Source organism: Acidimicrobiales bacterium (genome assembly GCA_016794585.1).
Classification (GTDB): domain Bacteria; phylum Actinomycetota; class Acidimicrobiia; order Acidimicrobiales; family DATDAH01; genus JAEUJM01.
In genome coordinates this window covers 86,781-111,345 of record JAEUJM010000031.1, presented here as the reverse complement: position 1 = coordinate 111,345, position 24,565 = coordinate 86,781, and the positions used below count along the sequence as shown (strand labels likewise).

At 70.1% G+C, this 24,565-nt stretch carries 21 protein-coding genes; 14 read left to right on the top strand and 7 right to left on the bottom strand.

What is annotated here, in order from left to right; genetic code table 11:
* Position 1 precedes the first annotated feature (1 nt).
* The 4 genes from JNK12_15890 to pknB all read left to right on the top strand — a co-directional run bounded on the left by JNK12_15890 (position 2) and on the right by pknB (position 5,901).
* The gene (locus JNK12_15890) at positions 2-1,474 is read left to right on the top strand and encodes a Stp1/IreP family PP2C-type Ser/Thr phosphatase (protein ID MBL8777424.1); all 1,473 of its coding nucleotides are present in this window, start codon (positions 2-4) and stop codon (positions 1,472-1,474) included.
* Complete coding sequence (locus JNK12_15885) at positions 1,471-2,763, top strand: FtsW/RodA/SpoVE family cell cycle protein (protein MBL8777423.1); 1,293 nt, start codon at positions 1,471-1,473, stop codon at positions 2,761-2,763. Before JNK12_15890 ends, JNK12_15885 begins: the two co-directional genes overlap by 4 nt.
* Before the next feature lie 65 nt (positions 2,764-2,828).
* Positions 2,829-4,298 (top strand): penicillin-binding protein 2, encoded by a 1,470-nt coding sequence (locus tag JNK12_15880; protein ID MBL8777422.1) that lies wholly within the window; start codon positions 2,829-2,831, stop codon positions 4,296-4,298.
* 67 nt (positions 4,299-4,365) lie between these two features.
* Positions 4,366-5,901, top strand: coding sequence for a Stk1 family PASTA domain-containing Ser/Thr kinase (gene pknB, locus JNK12_15875; GenBank protein MBL8777421.1), 1,536 nt, complete (start codon positions 4,366-4,368; stop codon positions 5,899-5,901).
* Between the two features lie 12 nt (positions 5,902-5,913).
* Here pknB and JNK12_15870 read toward each other — a convergent pair whose 3' ends face one another.
* Complete coding sequence (locus JNK12_15870; GenBank protein ID MBL8777420.1) at positions 5,914-6,540, bottom strand: aminodeoxychorismate/anthranilate synthase component II; 627 nt, start codon at positions 6,538-6,540, stop codon at positions 5,914-5,916.
* A 29-nt stretch (positions 6,541-6,569) separates the two neighbouring features.
* On the opposite strand from JNK12_15870, the gene JNK12_15865 reads away from it, so the two are divergent.
* Positions 6,570-6,923 (top strand): cell division protein CrgA, encoded by a 354-nt coding sequence (locus tag JNK12_15865; protein MBL8777419.1) that lies wholly within the window; start codon positions 6,570-6,572, stop codon positions 6,921-6,923.
* A 239-nt stretch (positions 6,924-7,162) separates the two neighbouring features.
* A complete protein-coding gene (locus JNK12_15860) occupies positions 7,163-8,329 on the top strand; it encodes a hypothetical protein (GenBank protein ID MBL8777418.1) in 1,167 nt (388 codons plus the stop codon).
* Between the two features lie 9 nt (positions 8,330-8,338).
* Here the strand turns inward: JNK12_15860 and JNK12_15855 are convergent, their stop codons facing one another.
* The 4 genes from JNK12_15855 to JNK12_15840 form a co-directional block, all read right to left on the bottom strand.
* Positions 8,339-9,124, bottom strand: a complete 786-nt coding sequence (locus JNK12_15855; protein ID MBL8777417.1) for a transglycosylase SLT domain-containing protein — start codon at positions 9,122-9,124, stop codon at positions 8,339-8,341.
* Complete coding sequence (locus tag JNK12_15850) at positions 9,124-9,588, bottom strand: GNAT family N-acetyltransferase (GenBank protein ID MBL8777416.1); 465 nt, start codon at positions 9,586-9,588, stop codon at positions 9,124-9,126. Before JNK12_15850 ends, JNK12_15855 begins: the two co-directional genes overlap by 1 nt.
* A 24-nt stretch (positions 9,589-9,612) precedes the next feature.
* Complete coding sequence (locus JNK12_15845) at positions 9,613-9,879, bottom strand: hypothetical protein (protein MBL8777415.1); 267 nt, start codon at positions 9,877-9,879, stop codon at positions 9,613-9,615.
* Between the two features lie 164 nt (positions 9,880-10,043).
* The gene (locus JNK12_15840; GenBank protein ID MBL8777414.1) at positions 10,044-11,237 is read right to left on the bottom strand and encodes a thiolase family protein; all 1,194 of its coding nucleotides are present in this window, start codon (positions 11,235-11,237) and stop codon (positions 10,044-10,046) included.
* Positions 11,238-11,457: 220 nt separating this feature from the next.
* Here JNK12_15840 and JNK12_15835 point away from each other — a divergent pair, with 220 nt between their 5' ends.
* The 6 genes from JNK12_15835 (at position 11,458) to JNK12_15810 (ending at position 20,391) form a co-directional block, all read left to right on the top strand.
* A complete protein-coding gene (locus tag JNK12_15835) occupies positions 11,458-13,266 on the top strand; it encodes an AMP-binding protein (protein MBL8777413.1) in 1,809 nt (602 codons plus the stop codon).
* 63 nt (positions 13,267-13,329) lie between these two features.
* Positions 13,330-14,496 carry an S-adenosylmethionine decarboxylase gene (locus tag JNK12_15830; GenBank protein ID MBL8777412.1) on the top strand — a complete coding sequence of 389 codons (1,167 nt, stop codon included), beginning with the start codon at positions 13,330-13,332 and terminating at the stop codon, positions 14,494-14,496.
* Positions 14,497-14,607: 111 nt separating this feature from the next.
* The gene (locus JNK12_15825) at positions 14,608-18,147 is read left to right on the top strand and encodes an EAL domain-containing protein (protein ID MBL8777411.1); all 3,540 of its coding nucleotides are present in this window, start codon (positions 14,608-14,610) and stop codon (positions 18,145-18,147) included.
* Between the two features lie 59 nt (positions 18,148-18,206).
* The gene (locus JNK12_15820) at positions 18,207-18,956 is read left to right on the top strand and encodes a TetR/AcrR family transcriptional regulator (GenBank protein ID MBL8777410.1); all 750 of its coding nucleotides are present in this window, start codon (positions 18,207-18,209) and stop codon (positions 18,954-18,956) included.
* Positions 18,957-19,006: 50 nt separating this feature from the next.
* Positions 19,007-19,423 (top strand): PPOX class F420-dependent oxidoreductase, encoded by a 417-nt coding sequence (locus JNK12_15815; protein MBL8777409.1) that lies wholly within the window; start codon positions 19,007-19,009, stop codon positions 19,421-19,423.
* A 200-nt stretch (positions 19,424-19,623) separates the two neighbouring features.
* Positions 19,624-20,391 carry an SDR family oxidoreductase gene (locus JNK12_15810; GenBank protein MBL8777408.1) on the top strand — a complete coding sequence of 256 codons (768 nt, stop codon included), beginning with the start codon at positions 19,624-19,626 and terminating at the stop codon, positions 20,389-20,391.
* A 404-nt stretch (positions 20,392-20,795) separates the two neighbouring features.
* Here JNK12_15810 and JNK12_15805 read toward each other — a convergent pair whose 3' ends face one another.
* Positions 20,796-21,221: a VOC family protein gene (locus tag JNK12_15805; GenBank protein MBL8777407.1), complete on the bottom strand. Its 426-nt coding sequence runs from the start codon at positions 21,219-21,221 to the stop codon at positions 20,796-20,798.
* A gap of 147 nt (positions 21,222-21,368) precedes the next feature.
* Between JNK12_15805 and JNK12_15800 the strand changes: the two genes are divergently transcribed.
* Both JNK12_15800 and JNK12_15795 read left to right on the top strand, forming a co-directional pair.
* Entirely contained in the window at positions 21,369-21,764 is a 396-nt protein-coding gene (locus JNK12_15800) for a YciI family protein (protein MBL8777406.1), read from the top strand.
* Positions 21,765-21,955: 191 nt separating this feature from the next.
* Complete coding sequence (locus JNK12_15795) at positions 21,956-23,572, top strand: sigma-70 family RNA polymerase sigma factor (protein MBL8777405.1); 1,617 nt, start codon at positions 21,956-21,958, stop codon at positions 23,570-23,572.
* Here JNK12_15795 and JNK12_15790 read toward each other — a convergent pair.
* Positions 23,565-24,377 carry a serine protease gene (locus tag JNK12_15790; GenBank protein ID MBL8777404.1) on the bottom strand — a complete coding sequence of 271 codons (813 nt, stop codon included), beginning with the start codon at positions 24,375-24,377 and terminating at the stop codon, positions 23,565-23,567. The two genes, JNK12_15795 and JNK12_15790, sit on opposite strands and share 8 nt — an antisense overlap.
* Between the last annotated feature and the right edge of the window lie 188 nt (positions 24,378-24,565).

Below are 24,565 nucleotides of genomic sequence, written 5' to 3'. Positions count from 1 at the left end.
GATGACGACGTTCCGGGCCGGCGGGGTCACCGACACGGGGCGGGCGCGTGCGGTCAACCAGGACAGCCTGCTCGTGCTCGACGGCCGCCTCTACGCCGTCGCCGACGGCATGGGTGGCCACCGCGGCGGCGAGGTGGCGTCGGCCCTGGCCCTCGAGTCCCTCGCCGGCGACCTCGGCGAGGCCAGCACCGCCGCCCTCGTCGCCGGCGTCACCCGGGCCAACCACGCCGTCTACACGCGCTCCAGCCAGGACCCCGAGCTGCGGGGGATGGGCACCACGCTCATCGCCCTCGCGCTGGTCCTGGGCGCGGACGGCGGCGAGCGCCTCGCCATGGCCAACGTCGGCGACTCGCGGGCCTACCGGTTCCGCGACGGCCAACTCGAGCAGATGACCGAGGACCACAGCCTCGTCGAGAGCCTCGTCCGCCAGGGCCGCATCACCGCCGAGGAGGCGGTCACCCACCCGCAGCGCAACATCATCACCCGGGCCCTCGGGGTCGACCCCCAGGTCGAGGTGGACTCCTGGGAGCTGCCGGCCGTCCCCGGCGACCGCTTCCTGCTGTGCAGCGACGGGCTCTTCAACGAGGTCGAGCCCGACACCATCGCCGCCGTCCTCGCCGAGCGCGACGACCCCGAAGACTGCGCCACCGAGCTCGTCCGCCTCGCCAACGAGGGCGGCGGGCGCGACAACATCACCTGCGTCATCGTCGACGTGCTCGACGGGCCGGGCCGCCCCGACGAGCCCGTCGCACGCGTGGGCGTCGCGTCCGAGCCCGACCTCGGCGCCTACGGCCCCGCGACGGCGCCGACGCCGGCGGTCTCGGTGTTCGGCGATGCGCCACCGGTCCCGCCGCCGCCGCCCGTGCCGCCGCCACCCCCCATCCCCCCCATCCCTCCCCCGTCCGAGGCGGTGGACGTCACCGGCTTCGTCGAGCTGCCCGAGGGCGGGTCGCCCGGCGACGGGGCGCCGGCGCTCATCGGGGCGCTGCCCGACCACCTCCCCGACGACGAACCCGGCGGCTCACCGCCGAAGCACCGCCGCACCCGCCGCTTCACGTGGCGGGTGCTCATCTTCGTGGTGGCACTCCTGGCCCTCGCCGCCACCGTGGTGGGCGCGCTCGTGTACTACGGCCGCAACACGTACTACGTGGCCTTCAACGGCCAGGACGAGGTCACCATCTTCAAGGGCCGGCCCGGTGGCTTCCTGATCTTCGATCCGACGGTGGCGCGGGTCACCGCCATCTCGGCGGACGACCTGAAGGAGACGGCGGTCGACCGGGTGCGGGCCGAAGCCGACCAGGCCACCCTCGACGACGCCGAGGCGTTCGTGGCCAACCTGTGCGGCACGCTGAAGGCGGGCGCCGAGCCCACCGAGTGCGCGTCGGGCCAGAGCCCCGAGGCGTCCAGCGGAACGGGCGGCTCCGACGGGACGGGCACGTCGACGGGATCGCCCAACACCACCAAGCCGTCATGATCGGCGCCCACCGGCGCACCACCGAGCTCGGCCTGATCGTCCTGGCGGTGATCGTGGTCGGTGCCGCGTACACGCTGGCCAGTCTCGGCACCGAGGCCTCCATCCCGGCCAACGTGGTGCCGTTCCTGCTCGTGATCTTCGGCCTGCTCATCGGCGCCCACATCGCGGTGCGCAAGCTCGCCCCCCTGGCCGACGGCATCCTCTTGCCCCTCGCCGCGCTGCTCAACGGCCTGGGGTACGTGTGGATCGCCCGCCTCGACAAGGACCTGGCCGCCCTCCAGGCCACCTGGACCGCGCTCGGCATCCTCGGCTTCGTCCTCACCCTGCTGTTCGTGCGGCGCATGCGCGACCTCGACACGCCCTACACGCTGATGGTGGTCGGCGTCGGGCTGCTCCTCCTGCCGCTCGTGCCCGGCGTGGGGCGCACGATCAACGGGGCCCGGATCTGGGTGGCCCTCGGCCCGGTCAGCTTCCAGCCCGGCGAGTTCGCCAAGATCGCCCTCGCCATCTCCTTCGCGGCCTACCTGGTGCGCAAGCGCGAGGTGCTCTCCATGGCCACCTTCAAGATCGGGCCCTTCGCCTTCCCCGAACCGCGCGACCTCGGCCCGGTGATGCTGGCGTGGGGGTTCTCGCTGCTGGTCATGTTCTTCGAGAAGGACCTCGGCTCGTCGCTGCTGTTCTTCGCCCTGTTCATCACCATGGTCTGGATCGCCACCCAGCGGGCCACGTACCTCGTGCTCGGGACGATCCTGTTCTCGGCCGGAGCGTTCTTCGCGTGGCGCACGTTCGACCACGTCCAGACCCGCGTCACCATCTGGCTGAACCCCTGGGACGACCCTGCGGACAAGGGCTTCCAGGTGATCCAGGGCTGGTTCTCGTTGGCCGCGGGCGGCGTCACCGGCAAGGGGCCGGGCCTCGGCCAGCCGGGGCTGATCCCCGCTGCCGACACGGACTTCATCTTCGCCGCCATCGGCGAGGAGCTCGGCCTGCTGGGCGGCTCGCTCATCCTCGTGGCCTTCGTGCTCATGGTCGGCGCCGGCCTGCGCATCGCCCTCACCACGGACCGCGAGTTCGACAAGCTGCTGGCCGCGGGCCTCACCACGCTGCTCGGCATCCAGGCCTTCATCATCATCGGCGGCGTCACCCGCCTGCTGCCCCTCACCGGCGTCACCCTGCCCTTCATCAGCTACGGCGGTTCGTCCCTCGTGGCCAACTACGTGCTGCTGGCGTTGCTGTTGCGCATCTCCGACGACTCGACCCGTCGCATCAACGAGGGCGCGGCCGCGTGAGTCCGGCGATCGGCTTGGCTGGAGTGCGCTCATGACCCTCCGCCTCCCATGACCCTCCGCCTCCAATGAACAAGCGCATCCGCCGCCTCGGCATCTTCCTGCTGGCCTGCTACATCGCCCTGTTCGCGATGTTGAACTACATCCAGGTGCTCGAGGCCGACTCGCTGAACAACAACGAGTTCAACGCCCGCGGCACCCTCGAGACGCTGCGCCAGCCGCGGGGGACCATCGAGACCGCCGACGGGGTCGTGGTGGCCCGCTCGGTGCCGAGCAACGACCGCTTCGAGTTCCAGCGGGAGTACCCCGAGGGCGACCTGTTCGGCCACATCACCGGCTTCTTCCCCATCAACGGCCGGGCCACCGGCGTCGAGCGGGAGTACAACGAGCAGCTCGCAGGTCAGACCTTCGAGCAGGAGCTGCGCTCGTTCGCCGACCTGTTCGTCGACCGCGAGCGCACCGGCAACGTCACCCTCACCCTGCGCGACGACGTGCAGCGGGTGGCCCGCGACCAGCTCGGCCAGCGGCGGGGATCCGTCGTCGTCCTCGACGTCGACACGGGCGGCATCGTGGCCATGTGGAGCTACCCGTCCTACGACCCAAACCCGCTCAGCAGCCACGACGGTGAGGAGGCCCGGGCGGCGTTCAACTTCCTGGACCCGGCCAGCGGCACCTCGCCGCTGCGGGCGTCGTCGTACCAGAACGTCTTCTTCCCCGGCTCCACGTTCAAGATCGTGACGGGGTCAACCGGCGTCCAGAGCGGGCTGGTGACGCCCGAGGAGCCGAGCTACCCGGTCGAGTCGTCCTACACGCCGCCGCAGACCACCCGTCCGCTGTCCAACTTCGGCGGCAGCAGTTGCGGCGGCACCCTCTTCGCGATCACCGCGGTGTCGTGCAACACGGCCTTCGCCCGCATGGGCGTCGAGACCCTCGGGCCAGATCGCATGGTCGACGGGGCGGCCGCTTTCGGCTTCAACCAGGTGCCCCCGATCGACCTGCCGGGCGCGGTCGAGTCCCGCTTCCCCGTGGATTTCGCCGACAACCTGCCGGCGCTGGCCCAGGCCTCGATCGGCCAGAACGACGTGTCGTCCACCCCCCTCCAGATGGCGCTGGTGGCGGCTGCGGTGGCCAACGACGGCGTGATGATGGCCCCCCACGTGATGAAGGAGATCCGCGACGGCGAGGGGGCGGTCGTCGACGACGAGCCCATCGACGCGTGGAAGCAGCCCATCAGCCCCGAGACCGCCGCCACCATGCGCCAGGCCATGCTGGGCGTCGTCGCCGACGGCACCCTTTCCGGCGCCGCGCAGATCCCCGGCTTCGAGGTCGGCGGCAAGAGCGGTACGGCCCAGACCGGGAACAACACCTCGCATACGTGGGTGATCGAGTTCGTGGGGCCGCCCGGGCAGAAGCCGGAGTACGCCATCGCCGTGATCGTCGAGAACCAGCCCGGCGTCAGCGAGAACACCGGCGGCCGGGTGGCGGCCCCCATCGCCCGGGCCGTCCTCGAGCAGGCCCTCCAGGGGCCCGCCGGCTGAGCCCCGGCCCCACCTGGCGGGCGGGATGACTACGGGCGGGAGGTGACCCCTCGGTAACCTGTCGCCCGTGAGTGAGTCCGGCGGGTTGCCCGTCTTCAACGGGCGCTACCAGCTGCACCGCCAACTCGGCCGGGGCGGCATGGCCGTCGTGTACCTGGCCCACGACCAGTTGCTCGACCGGCCCGTCGCGGTGAAGGTGCTCAACGCTGACTTCGCCGGCGACCCCACCTTCGTCGAGCGCTTCCGCCGTGAGGCCCAGGCCGCCGCCAACCTCAACCACCCGAACATCGTCGCGGTGTTCGACTGGGGCGAGGAGGACGGCACCTACTACATCGTGATGGAGTACATCGAGGGCCGGCCCCTCGACGAGATCCTCGCCGGGGAGGGCCCGCTCCATCCCGATCGGGCGGCCGACATCGCCACCGACATCGCCGCCGCCCTGGCCCTCGCCCACCGCAACGGCGTCGTCCACCGCGACATCAAGCCGGGCAACGTGATGATCGCCCAGCCCAGCGGACAGGTGAAGGTCACGGACTTCGGCATCGCCAAAGCCATCGGCGGCGACACCGAGCTCACCCAGGTGGGCACCGTCATGGGCACCGCCACCTACTTCTCTCCCGAGCAGGCCCAGGGCAAGCGACTCGATCCCCGCAGCGACCTGTACTCGCTCGGTGTCGTGCTCTACGAGATGACGGTCGGCCGGCCCCCGTTCACGGGTGAGACGCCGGTGGCCATCGCCTACCAGCACGTGCAGGAGCAGCCCCCGCCGCCGCGGTCGATGAACCCCGCCATCCCGGTCGCGCTCGAGGCCATCACCCTCAAGCTCCTCGCCAAGGACCCCGTCCTGCGGTATCCGTCCGCCGAGGACCTGCGCTCGGACCTGCGCCGCTTCCGTGAGGGTGCCCAGCTGCCGGCGGCGGCGCCCGTGGCCACCGCGGTGGCCGCGCCGGTGCCGAGCTACGCCGATTCCGCTCGCTTCCCGGTCGACGAGGTGCCCGACCCGCCCCGCCGCACCGGCATCTTCCTCTTCTTCCTCGTCATCCTGCTGGGCGCGCTGGGCTTCGGTCTCTGGTTCTTCGCCGACCAGCTCGGCGTGTTCGACCCCGAGACGGTGGCCGAGGTCACGGTGCCGGACCTGCGCAACCGCCCGGTCGCCGACGCCGAGGCCCTGCTCGACCAGCGCAAGCTGGAGAGCGCCCGCGAGACGACCCAGGACTGCGACGTGGCCCCCGGGACGGTCACGGCCCAGGCCCCCGCCCCGGCCACCAAGGTGGACGAGGGCTCGACGGTGACCCTCACGGTCTGCGAGAGCACCGCCGACGTCACCCTCCCGAACGTCGTCGGTCAGCTCGAGGCCGACGCCCGGGGCCTGCTCGAAGGCCTCGGCCTCGTCGTGTCGGTCACCCGTCAGGCGGGGACCGTCGAGGACGAGGGCAAGGTGGTCAGCCAGGCGCCGCCGGCCGACACCGCCGTGTCGCCCGGCAGCATCGTCACCATCGTGGTGTCGCAGGGCGTGACCACCACGACGTCACCGCCGGTCACGGTCCCGCCGACGCCCCAGACGACCGCACCCGACCCGGTCACCGTCACCGTCGCCCCGTAGGGCCGCTGGCCCTCAGGCGGGGGCGGGGATGCGGGCCAGGAAGTTGGCGATGAGCTCGTGCCCCGAGTGGGTGAGGATGGACTCGGGGTGGAACTGCACGCCCTCGACGTCGAGCTCGCGGTGGCGCAGGCCCATGACGATGCCGTCGCTCGTCTCGGCGGTGATCTCGAGCACGTCGGGCACCGAGGCGCGGTCGACCACGAGCGAGTGGTAGCGGGTGGCCTCGAGGGGGCTGGGCAGGCCGGCGAACACGCCGGCGCCGGTGTGGAGGATGGCGGAGGTCTTGCCGTGCATGATCTCGGGGGCCCGCACGACGTCACCGCCGTAGATCTGGCCGATGCACTGGTGGCCGAGGCACACGCCGAGCACGGGGCGCCGGCCGGCGAAGTGCTCGATCACCTCGTTGGAGAGCCCGGCATCCTCGGGACGGCCCGGTCCGGGGCTGATGAGCACGGCGTCCGGCTCGAGGGCTTCGGCCTCGTCGAGGGTGAGGGCGTCCGATCGGTGCACGAGCGGTTCGGCGCCGGCCTCGCCCAGGTACTGGACGAGGTTGTAGACGAACGAGTCGAAGTTGTCGATGACCAGCACCCGTGCTCCCACGGGCCGGAGCGTACCGGCGCCGCTCAGGCGCTCCGCCATCCATTCCCGGCCCGGTTACGATGCCCGCCATGGCCAAGCCCGCCAAGCGCAAGGTGTCCTCCGGCTCGGGTTCGGGTGGTCGCGTCACGCCGAAGGGCGGCGCGTCGGGGGTGGCCAAGGCGAGCGCCTCGGGCAACCCCAAGGCCACGTCGTCGCGTACCACCCCGTCGCCCACCAGCCGCTACACCCCCCCGGTGCCGAGCGAGTACAAGGTGAGCCCGCGCTGGGTCCCGATCCTCATGTTCACGCTGCTCGGTGCCGGCATGGTGATGATCTTCTGCAACTACCTGGGCCTGGTGCCCGGGGGCACGAGCAACTGGTACCTGCTCGGGGGCCTCGGCCTCATCCTCGGCGGGATCATCACCGCCACGCAGTACCACTGACGGGCGGCGCACCCGCAGACGGCCGGCGTGCCCGGCCGCGCGTCGACTGTTTCGGGCAGATCACGTCGAGGTGGACGGGAAGTTACATCGGTGTGAGTCTCCCCAGAGTTGTCCACAGGCTGTGGGAATCCCCAAGTCCTTGTGGATTCTGTGGATAACTCGAGTGGGGCGGTCGGCCCGGCATCGCGGCGTTGCCGGGGGCCATTGGGTAGGTTGCGAGCGAGCTCCCCGGAGGTTCCATGCCCGACCCCGCCCGTCCTGCCGACGTCGACGTGCCCGAGACCGGCGATCCCGCCGGCCCGGCCGCCCGTCCTGACCTCGTGGCCGTCTCGGACGCCCGCCCCGGGCGCGAGGGTGCCACGGCGCAGGCGTCCGCCGCCGACGACGACGGAGGGACCACCGGTGCCGGTCGCGGCGAGCGGCCCGGCGGTGGCTCCCGCCGGGACCGCAAGGACCGGCGCGACGCGCTGGCCGCGGCCGTCCGTGAGCAGGCTCGCGGTGCCAGTCGTTCGCTGGCCGATCTCAGCGCGAAGGTGGCAGGGTCCCGGCGGGGCATGGCCCACCAGACCGCCGACCAGGCGCGCTTGCGCACCCAGCTCAGCCTCTTCGCCCGCGAGCTCGAGGCGCTCACCGCTCGCACCCGGTCGGCCGACGCCCCGTGGGCGGTGGCGGCCGAGTCGCTGCTGGCCGATGCCACCCAGGCGTTCGTCGCCGGCGAGCTGGCCGAGAGCTACCGCCTCCTGAGCGCCGCCCGCCGCCAGTCCTACGACGGCCGGGGGCGCGACGAGCTGGGCCTCGAGGCGGCCGCCATCGAGGACGCGGCGCGGGCCCACCTGCCCGAGGCCGAGGCCAGCCGCCTGGCCAAGCAGCTCGGTGCCCTCAAGCCGTCGGACCGGCTCGAGAAGGTGCGCCTGCACCTCGCCGCCGCCCGTGAGCAGGTCGACGAGGCCGCCATCGCCCACGACGAGCGGGCCCGCGTGGCCGCGCGCGGGCTGTTCCACATCGGCGTCCTGTTGGCCGCGCTCATCGCCGGCGGCGCGGTGGCGGCGTGGCTGGCCACCTCCCTGGCCGACGAGGGCGAGGCCCTCCGCAACCTCGACAACTATCTCACCATCTGCGCCCTGGGCGGCCTCGGGGTGGCCCTCAGCCTGCTGCTCCCTTGGCGGCGGGCGACCGGCCGGGCCGCGGTGGTCGACTTCCTCCACCCGCTCGACGTCACCTTCCTGCGCCTCGTCCTGGGCATCGGGGTGGCGGTGGCGGTGGTCACCGTGTTGCAGTCCGACCTCCAGGCCGGCCTCGATCTCGGAGGCGTGAAGGCCTACCCCTGGGCCATCGCCGCCGGCTTCAGCGAGCGGCTCCTCGATCGCCGGATGGCCATGGCCGACGCCGAGGTCGACGCCCCCTGATCCCGGGGGTCAGTCCTGGAAGTCGGCCAGGTAGCCCATGCCCTTGGTGACGTAGGCGACGGTGGCAGCGTCCCAGGCCGAATTCTGCGCCGACGTGGGCCCGGCGAAGTACGACGCCAGCGCCTCGGCCCAGCTGCCGTCGCTGCCTTCGAGCAGGTACTGGAAGTAGGCCGCCGAGAGCTGGATGTTGTCCGACGGGTCGGTGGGGTCCAGGTCGGCTCCGTCGAGGAGCGTGTCGTTGATGTACTGCGTGGTGCTCGGGAGCAGCTGGCCGATGCCCACGGCGCCGTCCGAGCTGACCGCGGAGTTGTCCCAGGCGGACTCCTGCCACAGGTCGGCCTGGAGCAGGACGGCGGGCACGTCGTACTCGGCGGCCCACTTCTCGAAGGTGGACCGCAGGGCGAGGAGGTCGTCGTTGCCCTCGAGCCCTTGGGGGTAGGAGCCGCTCGGCTCGGGCAGGGGCACGGTGAGCCGGGTGCCGGGCGCGAGCGAGCTGGTGGACGTGAGGTCGTTCGCCTGTTCGAGGGCGTCGGCGGTGACGGCGTGCATGGTGGCGACCGACGAGATGGTGTCCCCGCTGCGCACGACGTAGACGTCGGTGTCGTACGGGGTGGAGGCGTCGGCCGAGCCTCCGAGCTTGGACCACGCCACCCACCCGAGCAGGACGACGGTGACCACCGAAGCGACCGCCACGGCGACGTGGGACGGCCCCACCCGACGCCCACCGGCGCCGGAGCGGTCGTCGTCGAGGTCGCGGAGCTCGTCGCGGCCGTTGCGGGCCGCGGGGCCGGCCACTAGCGCAGGTCCTTCCCGAGGCACGTGCTAGTGGCGGCGCTGTCGAGGTACTCGCCCCAGCAGGGGATCTCGGCGAAGCCGTGGCGCAGGTAGAGGGCCATCGCCGAATTCTGGCGGTTGCCCGTCTCGAGGACGAGGCGGTGGCAGCCGAGGCCGCGGGCCGTGGCCTCGAGCGACTGGAGGATCATCCCGCCGACGTGGCGGCCGCGCTGGTCGGGCCGCACGAACATGCGCTTGATCTCGGCCACGCCGGTCTCGATGACCCGCACCGCGCCGCAACCGACGGCCTGCTCGCCGTCCCAGGCGACGAGGAACTCGTCGGCGGTGGGCAACGAGAAGTGGTTGGCGCCCGGCTCGGGATACATCTCGTCGAGCTCGGCGTTCAGCTCGCCGATGAGCTCGAGGACGACCGGCTCGTCGAGGGAGTGGGCGCGCAGCACCACGTGGGGCTGGTCGACGGTCACCGGTCGTCGCTCACCGGTCGTCGCTCACAGGTCATCGACGGGGGTGACGAGGATCATGTCCTCGAGGCAGTGGCGGGGCGGTTCGGGCATCTGGTCGTTGGCCGCGGTCATGCGCACCTCGGTGCCGCAGACGTCGCAGCGGTACTGGAGCTTCACCTTTCGCAGCTCGCCGGGCGGCGGCGGCTCGGGGATGGGCCGGGCGAAGGACCCGAGCACGGCCTTGCCGGCGCGCCAGATCGCGTAGGCGAAGGCGATGGCGATGGCCACCCGGACGATCGAGCCGGCATCCATGGTGGCTCCAGTCTCGCCCGTGGGGCACGTCGCCCCAACTCACGGCCCGGGGCCGTGACGTCCGGAAGCCGGTCGGAACGCGCTCGAGGCAACGGCGCTGGCGCACCGTTGCCTCGAGGTCGCGGGATCCGCCGTCACCGGCGGAGGTCAGGCGCTGGCGGGGCTCAGATGCGCTCGATGATGGTGGCGTTGGCCATGCCGCCGCCCTCGCACATCGTCTGGAGGCCGTAGCGGCCGCCGGTGCGCTCGAGCTCGTTGAGCAGGGTCGCCATGAGCTTGGCGCCCGAGCACCCGAGCGGGTGGCCGAGGGCGATGGCGCCGCCGTTCACGTTCACCTTGGACATGTCCGGGTGGAGCTCCTTCTCCCACGCCAGCACGACCGAGGCGAAGGCCTCGTTGATCTCGGTGAGGTCGATGTCGTCCATGGTGAGGCCGGCCCGCTCGAGCACCTTGTGGGTGGCCGGGATGGGGCCGGTCAGCATGGTGATCGGGTCGACGCCGGCGAGGGCGAAGGTGTGGAAGCGGGCCCGCGGCGTGAGGCCGAGCTCGTTCGCCTTCTCCTCGCTCATGATCAGCACGGCGGCGGCGCCGTCGGTGATCTGGGAGGAGTTGCCGGCGGTGACGACGCCGTCCTCCTTGAAGGCGGGCTTGAGGTTGGCGAGGGTCTCGACCGTGGTGCCCTCGCGGATGCCCTCGTCGGCGCTGACGACTTCGTCGGTCTCGATGAGCTTGCCCGTCTCCTTGTCGATGGGCTTGGCCTGCACCGGGATGATCTCGTTGTCGAAGCGACCCTCGTCGCGGGCCTGGGCGGCGCGGCGCTGCGACTCGGCCGAGTAGGTGTCGAGGTCCTCACGGCTGAGGCCCCACTTCTCGGCGATGAGCTCGGCGGAGATGCCCTGGGGGACGATGCCGCCGACCTTGTCGTAGCGGGCCGTCATCTCGGGGCCGAAGGGGAAGCCGACGTTGGCGACCATGGCGGACGCGCCCATGGGGACCATGGACATGACCTCGACGCCGGCGGCGACCACGATGTCGTAGGCGCCGGCCATGACGCCTTGGGCGCCGAAGTGGGCCGACTGCTGCGACGACCCGCACTGGCGATCGATCGAGGTGGAGGGAACGGTCTCGGGCCAGCCGGCGGCGAGCACGGCGTTGCGCCCGACGTTGAGGCTCTGGGCCCCGACCTGCATGACGCAGCCCATGATCACGTCGTCGACGAGACCGGGGTCGAGGTCGTTGCGCTCGACGAGGGCGTTGAGGACCACGGCGCTCAGATCGGCCGGGTGCCAGCCGGAGAGCTTGCCGTTGCGCTTGCCGCCGGGGGTCCGGACGGCGTCGACGATCACTGCGGTAGCCACGGTGTTGGCTCCTTCCTCCCGGGTCTGGGACCCGAACTTGACTGTGCGGTCAAGATAGTGCGTCTACGCCGGATGCGGCCCGGGGCGTCCCCGGCGGGCCGCGCTTCACACCGAGAGCGGCCATTATCGTCACTCTGAGTGCACATCTTTAGGCACGCTGTGGAAAAACCGGCTACAAAGGTGTCCCATCAGTCAAGCTGGCACCAGGGAGGGGCAACTGATGACCGTGACGGACCAGGAGATCCACGCCGCGGCCGAGGGCCAGACCGTCTCGTCGGCGTTCCTGAGCACCATCAGGGCGCACGGCGATCTGGTCGCTCTCCGCGAGAGGGTCGGCGATGGCTGGGTCGAGACCACCTACGCCGAGTACGGCGAGCAGGTGGCGCGCGTCGCCGCCGGCCTCGGTGCACTGGGCGTGGGGGACGGCACACGCATCGTGGTCATGATGCGCAACATCCCGCGCTTCCACGTGGTCGACATGGCCGCCTACTTCTGTGGGGCCACCCCGATCTCGATCTACAACTCGTCCTCGCCGGAGCAGGTGGCCTACCTCACCGGCCACTGCGGGGCGACGGTCGCCGTCGTCGAGGACATCGGGTTCCTGGAGCGCTTCTTGAAGGTGCGCGACGAGCTGCCCGACCTGGAGCACCTCATCGTCCTCGACGACCCCGACGGGCTCGCGGGGCCTGACGTCCACACCTTCGACTCCCTGCTCGCCCACGAGCCCGTCGACCTCGACGCGGCCGCCACCATCGCCACGCCCGACCACCTCGCCACCCTCATCTACACCTCGGGCACCACGGGGCCGCCGAAGGGCGTGATGCTCACCCACCGCAACATCGCCTGGACGGTGGAGAGCCTCCGGCGCACGCTCGAGCTGGACAGCTACCTGGGCAAGCGCATCGTCTCGTACCTGCCGATGGCCCACATCGCCGAGCGCATGACGAGCCACTACCAGCCGGCGTGGCTGGGCTACGAGGTCACGTCGTGCCCCGATCCGGGCCAGATCGCGGCCTACGCCCGTGAGGTGCGTCCGAACGTGATGTTCGGCGTGCCCCGGGTCTGGGAGAAGATCCACGCCGGCGTGGTCGGCGCGCTGGCCGCCGACCCGGACAAGGCCAAGCAGTTCGACGACGCCGTCGAGGCGGCCAAGCCCATCGTCGACGCCATGGCCTGGGGCCGGGCCACCGAGGAGCAGGAGCAGACGTACGCCTTCCTCGACGAGGTGGCCTTCAAGGGCGTGCGCGGCCTGGTGGGCCTCGACGAGCTCGACATCGCCATCACGGGTGCCGCTCCCATCCCCGCCGAGCTGCTGGCCTGGTTCCGGGCCATCGGCGTGCCCCTCGCCGAGATCTACGGCATGTCCGAGTCCTCCGGCCCGATGACGTTCGCGGCCAACAAGGTGAAGGCCGGCAGCGTCGGCCCCGCCATCCCCGGGTGCGAAGTGAAGCTGGCCGAGGAGGACAACGAGATCATCTGCCGGGGCGGCAACGTCTTCCAGGGCTACCTGAACGAGCCCGAGAAGACGGCCGACGCCCTCGACGAGGACGGTTGGCTGCACTCCGGCGACATCGGCACCGTCGACGAGGACGGCTACTTCACCATCGTCGACCGCAAGAAGGAGCTGATCGTCACCGCCGGCGGCAAGAACATCAGCCCCGCGAACCTCGAGGCGGCGCTGAAGATGATCCCGCTCGTCGGCCAGGCCTGCGCCATCGGCGACCGCCGGCCCTTCGTCTCGGCGCTCGTGGTCCTCGATCCCGACACCGCACCGGCGTGGGCGCGCAGTCAGGACATCGAGTTCGACACCATCGCCGACCTCGCCGCCAATCCCGACGTCCAGGCCGAGGTCGACCGTGGCCTCAGGGATGTCATGGCCCAGTTCAACAACGCCGAGCGCGTCAAGAAGATCACGATCCTCGCCGAGGAGTGGCTCCCCGACTCGGAGGAGCTGACGCCGACCAGCAAGCTCAAGCGCCGCGGCATCCACTCCAAGTACGCCGAAGAGATCGACTCCCTCTATGCCTGACGTAGCGACTCGCCGGTCGAGTCTCGGGGATCGGTTCCGAGCCACACGAACAGAGGAATCGGCGTGAAGGATCTCGCTCCCACCATCCACCGGCAGCGGATGGTCATCGAAGGCCACGTCGAGTCTCCGATCGCTGCCGCCACGATCAGGACCTACCTTGCCCAGCTCTCCGACGTGCTTGGCATGACGACGCTTCTGGACCCTGTCACCCACCAGTCGGACCGATACGGCTGGGCGGGCTGGATTCATTGGGAGACGTCGGGCGCTCACTTCTACGCGTGGGACGAACCCCGACCGTTCTTCAGTGTCGACATCTACACGTGCAAGGAGTTCGATCCACTCGAGGCGGCGCGGTTTACCGCGGCGTACTTTGGAGCGACTGATCTCGAGTTCGACGAGTTTCCTTCAACTGCTCGAGATCCCTATCTGCGTCATGACGATGTCCAGCGCATGACGGAGCTTTTCCTGGCTGTACAGGACCGATCGGACCGGGACGAGCGACCGTTCGGAACGTACCTCATCAACGGGCAGAGTGTCTTCGCCGATATCGGGAGGTACACGGAGCTGCAGGTCTTCTCCGAGTTCTTTGGCAATGATGCTGCCCTCATGGCCAATGAGTATGACCCGTATGACGACGCTTCGACTCACATCGTCGTCATCGACCATGAACGGTCGATGCCCGCTGGCAGCACACGACTCATTCTTCACTCAGAGCGCGGATTCAAGTCTTTGTCTGATATGGCGGCTCGCCCCGAATGGGGCGTCGAGATCGCCGATATCGAAGCATTTCATAAGATCGAGCTAAGGCCAGAGGTCACGCTTGATCAGGCGACGATTGCCGTTCTCCCCGAGTATCGGGCGGGAGTTGTGAGCCCGGCGCTCTTTCATGGGCTCTACTGGTTCTGTCTCCAGAAGGAGATCCACAATGTCATCGGTATCGGTGACGTGAATTTCATTGAACTGTGCTGGGCCTTGGGTACCCCGTGTGAAGTCATCTGCGATCTTCCAGCGGCCTCCTATCTGGACTCTCCCGAGAGCCGACCCCTGACTATCAATGTCGAAGCCATGCGGGCCTTGGTCAGGAACCCACAGGGCAGTCCGATGGCTGAAATACTCAGGGGTCGGGGTGTGGCCGGGAAGGTGTCGCTTCCGCCGCTCCTACTGGATCAGGAACGCCTTGGGGACGAAGTGCGCTTGGCTACGACCGAGGGTTCCGCAGCCAACTCCTAGCAGGTTGCGTCACCCGATGGTCTGACCAGGCCCCGGAGATCAGCTTCACCACCCCGTTCAGGGGGTGGTGAGAACCTCACACCGGCGGTACTTGGGCCGACCTCAGAGGGGATGAGGCTTCCCAGCGCGCGCGCAACGATGACCGCCGGCCTCGGCGCGTGTCTGCTGCTGCCGTTCCTGACCGAGGACGGTCGGCTCAGCTTGGGGCTCCTGATCGCCTTCGTGTGCACCGTGCTGGCGGGTCTGGGGTTGCGCAAGAACATCGACCGTCGACAGCGGCGCGTGTGGCTGTCTCTCTACCTCGGGCTTGTCTGCTTCGTGGTGGGGGTCCTGGTGCGTGGGATCCACGGAGCCATCGTCGACGATCCGTTCCCCTTCCCGTCCCCCGCCGACATGGTCGTGATGGCGGGTTACATCTTCATCTTCTTTGGACAGCTCGAGCTTGCCCGGGCCCGGCGCCATGAGAACAACCGCGCCGATGTGCTCGATGCACTGCTCCTCGGGGCACTCATCGGACTGCCCTTCTGGGCCCTCGGAGTGACTCCGTTCCTGATGGACGGCTCGGTCCCCGTCGACGTGCGCGTTCTCGACGGCGCCTATTCGGCGATCACGATCGCGCTGGTTGTTGCGACCGCGCTCATGGCAGTGGGCCCAGGTAAGCGCAATCCGAGCTACTACCTGCTTGCTCTCAGCATGTTCGTTCTGTTTGTGATCGACACAGGAGCGATCCTGCACGACATGGGGGTGGAGCAGGCGGGATGGCTGATCTCCTATGCATTCCCTGTCGCCTTCATCGCATACGCCGCCGGCGTCCTCCACCCGGAGGTCCGCAGGCTCACAGATCGTCCTGAGCTCCGTGAGCCCCGCCTGACAAAGCGTCGACTGGCGATCTCGATCGCTGCGGTGCTCGTCGTGCCGGTTCTGCTCTTCATCGAGGTCCGAGCGCACCATGACCTCCAGATCGTCCTGACCTCCGTGGGATCAGCGATCGTGGCCCTGCTCGTGCTCGCGAGGATGGTGGACCTGGTCAGAGCCAACGAGCGGAGTGTGGCGAGGGAGCGGATTCGAGCGGCGACCGCCGAACGCCTCGTCAGCGCGGCCGAATCCGATGAGATTGCCCAGGCGGTGCTGAGCGGAGTCGTCCAGGTTGCTGAGCGGAGTCGACCTGTGCGAGCTGTGGTGCTGCTCGAGCGCGGTGACGGCTTGGCTGTCGCCGCGTCTACCGAAGCCGGCTGGCTCGAGGCGAGGCTGCCCGGTCTGCTGGCCATCGACGTCGAGCCGGCGATCCTGCGCCAGTTGGAGGACGGCCGTCTCTGTCGCCTCCCGGGACGCTTCTCCCTGAGCGCCGAGCAGGTCGTCTTCGACGACGATGGAACCGAATCCCTGGTGTTCCCCCTCATCGTCGCAGGCTCGATTCGTGGGCTGGCTGTGCTCACTGCGGAGGGTCACATCGACCGAGCAACGGAACGGGTGCTCGACTCGATCGCTTGGGAGGCTTGCCTCGCGCTTCAGAGTGCTGAGCTTCGTCGTGATCTCGCCGTTCAGCAGACCGAGCGCCGGTACCGCGCAATGTTCGAGAACTCCTCAGATCTCGTGTGCGTCATCGACTCCGAGACTCGAATTGCCTTTACGAGTCCGGCCGCAAGGAACCTCCTTGGCATCGAGCCCGACCTCCTCATCGGGCGAGCGCTGACGGACTTCGTCGACGACCGTGACCGGGCGCGAGCCCTATCCATGCTCAGATCCGCGCTTCGGCAGCAGTCGACCTCTGAACCGATCGAGCTCCGCATCGGACGTGAGGACAACGAGGTGCGTTGGGTCGAGGTCGTCGCACGAGATCTCCGGTCCGAGGAGGAGATCCAAGGTCTGGTGGTCACCGCTCGAGACATCACCGACCGTCGCGCCGCAGAGGGCCAGCTCGCCAACAGCGAGGCGAGGTTCCGCGCACTCGTCCAGAACTCGAGCGACGTGGTCGGCGTGCTTGATGGCGAAGGAAACTTCGTATATCTGAGTCCGTCGGTCTCCACCACGCTCGGGTACCGGCCTGAGGAACTCATCAGTACCAGCGCCTTTGCTCTCCTCGAGGAAGCTGAGCCGACCGAGATGGCCTATTCGGAACTGTGGGCAACGCCGGAGTTCGCGCAACGGCGGACCGAGGTGCGTGTGCCCGATCGCTACGGCCGACTCCACACGCTCGATCTGACCCTCACGGACCTGCGAACCGAACCAGCAGTGGGAGGCGTTGTCCTCAACGCCCGTGATGTGTCTGACAATCGCGAGCTTGAGCGGAGTCTCAAGCACCAAGCCCTTCACGACGCCTTGACTGGCCTCCCGAATCGTGAAGCCTTCGCCAACGTGGTCGGCGAGGCGCTCAACCGTCCGAACGCAAGCCCTGAGAACCTCGCTGTCATGATCATCGATCTCGACGACTTCAAGACCATCAACGACAGCCTGGGCCACGAGGTTGGTGACCAGGTGCTGGTCGTCGTTGCCGAGCGAATCCGCAATTGTCTTCGGCTCTCGGACTCGGCGGCTCGTCTCGGGGCAGACGAATTCGCAGTCATGATCGAACCTGTTGGAAGCGAGCAAGAGGCCACAGCAATCGCAGAGCGACTTCTCGACTCGATCGGGGACCCGGTGATGCTCGGCGGTCGCACCATCACGCTTTCCGCGAGCGCGGGGATCGCCCGGCGTCAAGATGGTCAGCGCACCTCGCAGATCATGATCCGCAATGCGGACATGGCGATGCACACAGCCAAGCTGCACGGCAAGGGATCTCATGCCGTCTTCCGCGAGCAGATGCACGAGACCGTCGCCGAGCGCATGGAGCTTCGGGCTGCACTCGAAGGGGCGGTCGACCGCGGTGAGTTCGTCCTCTACTACCAGCCCATTCTCGGCATGGACGGCCAGACCCTGCGAGGGGCCGAAGCGCTCATCAGGTGGCGGCATCCCGAGCGTGGCATCTTGGCGCCGGGAGCCTTCATCTCGCTGGCTGAGGAAACCGGACTCATCGTCCCCATGGGTGCTTGGGTGCTCCGAGAGTCGATTCGGCAACTGGGGGTCTGGCTCGAGAGGGACCTCGTCGGCAGCGACTTCACCCTCGATGTGAATCTCTCCCCAATTCAGCTCCGCGACCCGTCAGTTGTCGAGGGGGTCGCTACAGCCATCTCCGTGGCTGGCGTTCCGCCAGGGAACCTCACCATTGAGATCACAGAGAGTCTGCTCGTGGAGGACGGCAGCGGCTGCAAGGAGCGGCTCGAACAGCTACGGGCCTTGGGCGTGGGGCTCGCTGTAGATGACTTCGGAACCGGCTACTCCTCGTTGAGTTACATCCAGCGGTTCCCGATCGACGTGATCAAGATCGATCGGAGCTTCGTCGATGGACTCGGCTCGGCATCCAAAGACTCAACGGTGGTGCGCGCCATCATCGACATCTCCCGCCGTATCGGGGCAACCACGGTCGCAGAGGGCATCGAGGCCGAGGCCGAGTTGGAGGTGCTGCGAGAACTGGGGTGTGACCTCGGCCAGGGCTTCCTCTTCTCGAAGCCGGTCCCTGCCGCAGAGTTCGCAGGGCTCATCACGCCTCGCGGCCATCGCGGCCCGGTGTTCCGAGTCCCACAACGCGCCTCGATCGGCGACCGCCTCGGGTAGCGGATGTAGGGAGCGTCTACTCCAGGCGGAGTTGGTGGCTCGCCGATACGCTCCGCGCTGTGTCGCGACAGTCGGGTCGATCGCAGAGGTCACAGGCCTCGCGCCAGCGTCTGCTCGACGTCGGTCGTGCGATGGTGCTCAACGCTCCAAGCTCTGATCTGCTCGACCACATCCGTCTGAGTGAGGTCGCCCGGCGCGCTGGCGTCTCGACCGGCGCGCTGTATCACTACTGGGACTCCCAGGACGACTATCGAGCCGAGTTGCTCGGGCAGATCCTGTCCCCGGCCCCCTACTCGCTGCAGGACTCGATCGAGACGCAGGTACGCGAAGCGGCGGCGGGCGGCATCAGCCTCCACGAGCTCATCAAGGCGGTTTGTGCAGCAAATACGGAGCAGTTCTTCGGGAACGCGGACTTCCGACTGCAGGTCGCTCTGTGGTTGAACGCCGACTCAGACGTGGCCCATCGCTTGGCCGCTCAGTACGAAGCAGTGGCTCAGGAGTGGGTCGAGTTCTATCGCACGGTCTTCGAGGTCTACGGGCTGCGACTCCGTACCCCGTTCACATTCCCGGCGCTCGCAGCGGTGCTGACGGCGTTGCTCGAAGGGCTCATGCTGCGGGTTGCTGTGGACCCCTTGGCCGGACCTCTCGGAACCTCGGAGGACGAGGCCGGGTGGGATCTCTTCTCGTGCACCGTTCTCGCGCTGCTCCCTGGAGTCACGGAAGAGATTGAGAGTGAGCCCCTGTCGCTCTGGAAGTGGTCGAGGGATCGGGTCGCAAATTCCGGCGATGGTTCGCTCGTCGGGCAGTAGCGCCGGCGGGGGGCGGGAATCGGGGTGGGGCCGTGGGGGTTGGGCCGGGCATGGATCTCGAGACGGGGCTGGCGTATGTCGGGTCGAGGCATCGTGGGGTGCTGGTCACGCTGAAGGCCGACGGGAGGCCGCAGCTGTCCAACATCTCGTACGGGCTCGGCGAGGACGGGGTCATTCGGCTCTCGGTGACGGCGGATCGGGCGAAGACCAAGAACGCCGGCCGGGACCCGAGGGTGTCGCTGCACGTGACCGCGGACGACTTCTGGTCGTACGTGGTGATTGAGGGCGACGCCGAGTTGGCCCCGGTGGCGGCGGCTCCCGACGATGCCACCGTGGACGAGTTGGTCGAGCTGTACCGGGAGCTGCAGGGCGAGCATCCGGACTGGGACGAGTACCGCGCTGCGATGGTGGCGGACGGGCGCCTCGTCCTGCGCCTGCACGCGTCGCGCGCCTACGGGATGGCCTGAGCCCACGAGCACGAGACCGTCCGACCGCGACCATCGGGCCGGAGGCCGGTGTGCGGACCGTCGCCCTGACTTCAGGCAAAACGCCACGAGTGGCCCGACACCGGCGTCGCCCCTGAGCACCTGGCGACGCCGGCGAACAATCGACACAGTGACTGCCAGAACCTAGGCTGCGGGCAAGCCGCCGAGTCCAGGAGAGCACCATGGCCGACGTCACCACCCCGCCCGAGGCCGACGAACGTCGTGTCGCCGTCATCGCCGACTCCGGCTTCTACGTCGGCCCGGCGCTGTCCCGTGCCCTGGCCGCACGCGGTCACGATCTCGTGCTGGGCGACCCGGCGGATGGCCTGGCCGAGGAGCTCGAGGCCACCGGGGTGGCGGTCGAGGTCGTCACCGGTGTGCGGGACCTGGCCGATCCGGCCTCTGCTCCGAAACTGATCGACGCCGCCCTCGACCGCTTCGGGAAGGTCGACGCCGCGGTGGCCTTCTCGGGCCAGATCGTGGTCGGCCGCTTCGTGCACTCGACGATCGACGACCTCCACAAGGTGATCCGCGGCTGCCTCGAGGCGCCGTACCACTTCCTGAAGGCGGCGGTGGACCCGATGGTGGCCGCCGGCCGGGGCCAGATCCTGGTCATCACCAGCGCTTCCGCGGCCCGACCCACCCCGGGCGCGCCGCTCTACTCGTCGGCGCGAGCGGGGGCCACCCACCTGGTCCGCAACGTGGCCGACGAGGTCGCCCGCACCGGCGTTCAGGTGAACGCCGTCGGCACCAACTTCATGGACTTCCCCGAGTTCCTCCGGGCCACCGGCGCCACCGACCCCGAGGTCCGCGCCAAGGTCGAGGCCCAGGTGCCGATGCGCCGCCTCGGCACCATGGAAGAGTTCGCCGCCTTCTGCCTGCCCTACCTCGACGGCACCAGCGGCTTCACCACCGGGCAGTTCACGGCCTACGCCGGCGGCTGGGCCTGAATGCCACGGTGTCGGGTCGCGCCCGGACGACCCGCCACCGCCCCCAGGAGCGGCGCGGCCGATCGACGGCTCTGAGGACCCGGGCCGCGTGCTCCCGGGACGGGAGCCGTCGGGCGGGCTGGTTCTCGGAGGCGTGAAGCCGGCGTCGGCGGCCTGAGCGTTCCGAGAAGCGGAGGTGCCGACTCGCCCTCGTCCCTGGGCCGTCGGGCGGGCTGGTTCTCGGAGGCGTGAAGCCGGCGTCGGCGGCCTGAGCGTTCCGAGAAGCGGAGGTGCCGACTCGGCTTCGTCCCTGCGCCGTGGGGCGGGCTGGTTCTCGGAGGCGTGAAGCCGGTGGTGGCGGCGTCAGCCTTCCCAGAACACAGCCGCCGGCACGCCGGTCCGCCGCCGGCCCGCCGCCGGACGGTTCAGGGGCGGTCGGGGGGCGCCACCAGCTCGACGTTGATGCCGTCGGGGTCGACCAGCTGCAGCGAGTGGTTGCCGAGCTCGTCGATCACCCCCGGATGGGCGATGCCGAGCTCGTCGAGGCGCGCCACCCAGGTGTCGAGCGTGGCGCGGTCGGGCACGGCGAAGGCCACGTGGTCGAGGCGGTCCCCGGCGCCGGCGGAGCCCTCGGCCCGAGCCGACAACACGATCACCACGTTGCTCGGGCGGTGGCGCAGCGCCACCACATCCCCAGTGTCCCCCTCGTAGAGGGTCTGCATCCCGAGGACGTTCGTCCACCAGTCGCGGCAGACAGCGACGTCGCCCACCACGAGTTGGAGGTGGGACACACCGCTGACTGGCGCCGGCCCCGGGCTGGGAGCCGCCGGGTCCGGGGCGGGCACGGTCATGGTTGGAGTATCGCGGGTGCGCCGGGGCGCCGCCGGCGCATCTCCGCCAGGGACCCCGCCGCCACTGCCGCCGAGGACGGGCGAAGAGCATCGCGGGAGAAATCGAAGAAGGCGTGTCCTTTTGTCGACACCCAGATCGTCTCTCCGATGAGACTGGCGATCAGCGCCGGCCGCAACCGAGGAGACACCGCCATGCCGCAGTACGCCGCCATCACCTACACCCGTGACGCCGACTGGTCGTCGCCCGAAGAGGCCGGCACCACGGCCGAGTACAACAAGTTCGGTGAGATCGCCGCCGCCCACATCCGCGGCGGCGCCGCCCTCTTCCCCACCGCCACCGCCACGACCGTGCGCGTCGTCGGCGCCCGCGGCGGCGAGGTCGTGACGAGTGACGGCCCCTACGCCGAGACCAAGGAGGTCCTCGGCGGCTTCTTCCTCCTCGAGTGCGCGGACCTCGACGAGGCGATCGCCTTGGCCGCGCAGATCCCGGCGGCCTGGGACGGCGCCGTCGAGGTCCGCCCCGTCATCCCGATGATGGGCTGACGGGCGACGGGCGAGCTGAGCCAGCGGGTCGGACGGGATCGGGACACCGTGACCGCCGACCCGCGGGGCTCCGGCCGCGCCGACCCTCGAGGCTCCGGCGCCCGCCAGCCGGGCTCGAGCGCCGCCGGCCGCACCGGGCGTCCGTCGCCGCCGACGGCGCCTCGTCCGCTGTACCGCCTGGCTCGCCGGTCATGCCCGCCGGCCTGCCCACCGGGGATGTCGAGCCCGGGCTCCCGGTGACACCGCGTCCACCCAGAGAGAGCGCGACGCCCGAGCAGTCGCTCGACGAGGTGCTCCGGGAGGACGGCCGTCGCATCGTCGCCGTCCTCGCCCGGAGCCTGGGCGATCTGGACGTCGCCGAGGAGGCGACCCAGGACGCCGCCGTCGCCGCGCTGGAGGTGTGGGCGCGGCTCGGCGTCCCCGACGATCCCGCGGCCTGGCTCTACGTCGCCGCCCGACGCAAGGCACTCGACCTGGCTCGGCGCGAGGGCAGCCGCCGCGACAAGGAAGAGCGAGCCGCCGCCCTCGCCGCCCAGGTGGCGCCGGACATCCCGCCGCCTTCGGTGGTGCGCGACGACCAGCTGCGCCTGATCTTCACCTGCTGCCATCCGGCGCTCGAGCTCGACACCCGGGTGGCCCTGGCCCTGCGCACCTTGTGCGGACTGCCGACCGCCGAGGTCGCTCGGGTGCTGCTGGTGCCGGAAGCGACGATGGGCAAGCGCCTCACCCGCGCCAAGAAGAAGATCGCCGTCGCCCAGATCCCGTTCCGCATCCCCGATGCCGCCGAGCTTCCCGCCCGGCTCAGCGGTGTGAGCGCCGTGGTCCACCTCGTCTACACCGCGGGGCATTCCGCAGGGAGCGGCGACCCTGTGCGGGCGGACCTCTGCGAGGAAGCCATTCGCCCCGGCCGGCTCGTCGCCGACCTCCTGCCCGACGAGCCGTCGGCGCTCGGGCTGCTTGCGCTGCTGCTCCTGACCGACGCCCGTCGGGCCAGCCGGTTCGACGGCGCCGGGGACGTGGTGCTGCTCGCCGATCAGGACCGCACCCGGTGGGACCACGCCGCCGTCGCCGAGGGACTTCAGCTCCTCGAGCGCTCCCTCGACCTGTCCGAGGGCGTGGCCGACCCGTACCAGCTCCAGGCCGCCATCGCCGCGTGCCACGCGACGGCGCCGACGCCGGAGGCCACCGACTGGGTCGAGATCGACCGGCTCTACCGCCTGTTGGTCGACGTCCACCCCAACCCGGTGGTCGAGATGAACGCCGCCGTGGCCCGCGCCGAGGTGGACGGGCCCGCCGCCGGCCTCGCCGTCCTCGACCGGGTCGAGCCGCCCGCCCGCTCGCACCTCTGGCACGCCGCCCGGGCCGTGATGCTCCGCCGCCTCGACCGTTCGACGACGCCCGCGACGCCCTCGGCCTCGCGGTCGAGGCGGCGCCCACCGACGCCGAGCGCCGCCTCCTGCGCCGCCGCCTCGCCGACCTCGGCTGACCTGGATCCGGACCCGGGTGGCGGGCGGCCCGCGAGGCCGACGCGGCCGGCTTCGACGACGAGCCGGGGGCGGGCTCTCCGTCCAGGGTCACCGCCGCCCGTCACGTTCGTGTGCCGAGCCGGGCGCCGACCGACCGAACCCACCGACCGGCCCGACTCACCGACGTGCCGACGTGCCGACCGACCGAACCCACCGACCGGCCCGACTCACCGACGTGTCGACGTGCCGACCGGCCCGGCGCTCCGGCCCGCCGGTCGACGCGCCGACCGGGGCCAGCGCCGGCCGACCCGCCGGCCGGAGACGCTCGCCGGCGTCAGGTGAGGTTGGTGAGGATCCAGGGGCGGACTGCCGCCACCTCGCTGTAGACGCCGGGGTAGTTCGGATCGCCGCAGCCGTAGCCCCAGCTCACGACGCCGATCTGGACCCAGCCGCCGCCGTTGCGCACCGCCAGCGGGCCCCCGCTGTCGCCCTGGCAGGAGTCCCGCCCCGCCTGGCCCGCGCACACCATGACCGAGGAGATCATCTCGCTCCCATAGGACCCGCGGCAGGCGCTGTCGGAGACCACGGGGACCGTCACCTTGCGCAGGACGGCGCTGGCATCGCCGCCGTCGGAGGTGAGGCCCCACCCGGTGACGGTCGCGGTCCGACCGGGTGACCAGAGCGCCGCCTGGTTGGGAGCGACGACGGGGATGAGCCCCGCCCGCCCGCCGGAGAAGTTGGTGACCGGCGAGCCCAGTTTGAGGAGCGCGAAGTCGTAGGCCGACGTGTTCGAGTTGTAGCGGGGGTGGCGAATGATCCTGGCGACCGGCTTGCGCACACCGCTGTTGTTCAGCCGGGTGGCGCGCACCAGGACGTCGAGGTCGGCGGCCACCATGTCCTCGACGCAGTGGGCGGCGGTGAGGACCGTCGACCGGCCGACGAGCGACCCGCCGCAGAACTGGGCGTAGTAGGTGTCGGGCTCGTAGCGGTCGAGCAGCCCGACCTGGTACGGGAACTCGCCGGCCACCGCCGCCTGGCCGCCGACCACCTCGGGGGCGCCGCCGCCCGCGGGATCGGGTGAGCCTCCGGTGACGGCGCCGGCCGGCGCCGTGAGGCCGACCAGCAGGGCGAGGGCGGCGACCAGCATCAGGGCAACCGACGTCGCACCGGCGGGTCGGAGGGAACGGGAGGAGGGGGAGGGGGAAGCAGTCATGGGCCCAGGGTGAGGGAGGCTCGGTTCAGGATCGGTTCGGATCCGGTTCAGTCCCGGGAAGGAAGGGCCGGAAGGGCCCGTCGCGGCGGGCGTCCACCGTCGGGGACCTCTAGGTTCGGCAC